General features: G+C 53.6%; 2 rRNA genes (both running past the window's edge). Both read left to right on the top strand.

From position 1 onward, the window contains the following. Nucleotides 1–2327: ribosomal RNA gene (locus NKJ67_RS30835) — 23S ribosomal RNA — on the top strand; it begins 495 nt to the left of the window's first position. A gap of 151 nt (nucleotides 2328–2478) precedes the next feature. Next, nucleotides 2479–2500 (top strand): 5S ribosomal RNA (gene rrf, locus NKJ67_RS30830) (it continues 93 nt past the right edge of the window).

The following is a 2500-nucleotide window of genomic DNA, read 5'->3' as shown; positions in this document are numbered from 1 at the left end:
TGACCGATAGCGAACTAGTACCGTGAGGGAAAGGTGAAAAGCACCCCGACAAGGGGAGTGAAAGAGTACCTGAAACCGATTGCCTACAAACAGTGGAAGCCCAAGGTTCGTCCTGGGTGACCACGTACCTTTTGTATAATGGGTCAGCGACTTAGTGTGACGAGCAAGCTTAAACCGCTAGGTGTAGGCGCAGCGAAAGCGAGTCTGAATAGGGCGTTCAGTTCGTCGCATTAGACCCGAAACCGAGTGATCTAGCCATGAGCAGGTTGAAGGTAAGGTAACACTTACTGGAGGACCGAACCCATAACTGTTGCAATAGTTCGGGATGACTTGTGGCTAGGGGTGAAAGGCCAATCAAACTCGGAAATAGCTGGTTCTCCGCGAAATCTATTTAGGTAGAGCGTCGACCGAATACCCCAGGGGGTAGAGCACTGGATGGGCTAGGGGTCCTCACCGGATTACCAAACCTAACCAAACTCCGAATACCTGGGAGTACTAGTCGGCAGACACACGGCGGGTGCTAACGTCCGTCGTGAAAAGGGAAACAACCCTGACCTACAGCTAAGGTCCCCAAGTTATGGCTAAGTGGGAAAGGATGTGAGGATCCCAAAACAACCAGGATGTTGGCTTAGAAGCAGCCATCATTTAAAGAAAGCGTAACAGCTCACTGGTCTAAATAAGGGTCTTTGCGCCGAAAATGTAACGGGGCTAAAGCCATACACCGAAGCTTAGGGTTTGGTCCGCAAGGGCCAAGCGGTAGCGGAGCGTTCTGTAAGCTGATGAAGCCATACCCGTGAGGGGTGGTGGAGGTATCAGAAGTGCGAATGCTGACATGAGTAACGTAAGGGGAGTGAGAGACTCCCCCGCCGAAAGACCAAGGGTTCCTGCTTAAAGCTAATCTGAGCAGGGTTAGCCGGCCCCTAAGACGAGGCGGAAACGCGTAGTCGATGGGAACCACGTTAATATTCGTGGGCTTGGAGGTAGTGACGGATCATTGAGGTAGTCCAATCTTATCGGATTGAACGGGCTGCTGCGTGGTTCCAGGAAATAGCTCCTCCTTATAAACCGTACCCGAAACCGACACTGGTGGTCTGGTAGAGTATACCAAGGCGCTTGAGAGAACTATGCTGAAGGAACTCGGCAAATTGCACGCGTAACTTCGGAAGAAGCGTGACCCTTTTCTACGCAAGTAGAGGAGGGTGGCACAGACCAGGGGGTAGCGACTGTTTATCAAAAACACAGGGCTCTGCGAAGTCGCAAGACGACGTATAGGGTCTGACGCCTGCCCGGTGCTGGAAGGTTAAGAGGAGGGGTGCAAGCTCTGAATCGAAGCCCCAGTAAACGGCGGCCGTAACTATAACGGTCCTAAGGTAGCGAAATTCCTTGTCGGGTAAGTTCCGACCTGCACGAATGGCGTAACGACTTCCCCGCTGTCTCCAGCATAGACTCAGTGAAATTGAATTCCCCGTGAAGATGCGGGGTTCCTGCGGTTAGACGGAAAGACCCCGTGCACCTTTACTATAGCTTTACATTGGCATTCGTAGTGGCATGTGTAGGATAGGTGGTAGGCTTTGAAACCTGGGCGCCAGCTCAGGTGGAGCCACCCTTGAAATACCACCCTTATTACTATGGATGTCTAACCGCGGCCCGTTATCCGGGTCCGGGACAATGTATGGTGGGTAGTTTGACTGGGGCGGTCGCCTCCTAAAGAGTAACGGAGGCGCGCGATGGTGGGCTCAGAACGGTCGGAAATCGTTCGCTGAGTGCAATGGCATAAGCCTGCCTGACTGCGAGACTGACAAGTCGAGCAGAGACGAAAGTCGGTCATAGTGATCCGGTGGTCCCGCGTGGAAGGGCCATCGCTCAACGGATAAAAGGTACGCCGGGGATAACAGGCTGATGACCCCCAAGAGTCCATATCGACGGGGTTGTTTGGCACCTCGATGTCGACTCATCGCATCCTGGGGCTGGAGCAGGTCCCAAGGGTATGGCTGTTCGCCATTTAAAGCGGTACGTGAGTTGGGTTCAGAACGTCGTGAGACAGTTCGGTCCCTATCTGCCGTGGGTGTAGGAATATTGAAAGGATCTGTCCCTAGTACGAGAGGACCGGGATGGACGGATCTCTGGTGGACCTGTTGTGGCGCCAGCCGCATAGCAGGGTAGCTATATCCGGACGGGATAACCGCTGAAGGCATCTAAGCGGGAAACCCACCTTAAAACGAGTATTCCCTGAGAACCGTGGAAGACGACCACGTTGATAGGCCGGGTGTGGAAGAGCGGCAACGCTTGAAGCTTACCGGTACTAATAGTTCGATCGGCTTGATCGTTCTCATTCCTTATGCTCATCGCTCCAAATCGGAGGATGACAGGCACAAAAAGACCAGCGAATAGCCCCGAGAGGCACCCGACAGCTCCGCTGCCGATGCCTCTTTGTGCTCCTTCGCTCAAAAGCTTCTCGAACAACGTGCGTTTTGCCGACCTGGTGGTTATGGCGGAGCGG

It is taken from the genome of Mesorhizobium sp. M0088, assembly GCF_040322895.1.
In the GTDB taxonomy this organism is placed as follows: domain Bacteria; phylum Pseudomonadota; class Alphaproteobacteria; order Rhizobiales; family Rhizobiaceae; genus Mesorhizobium.
The sequence above is the reverse complement of the archived record's forward strand: the minus strand, read 5'-3'. Positions and strand labels throughout refer to the sequence as shown.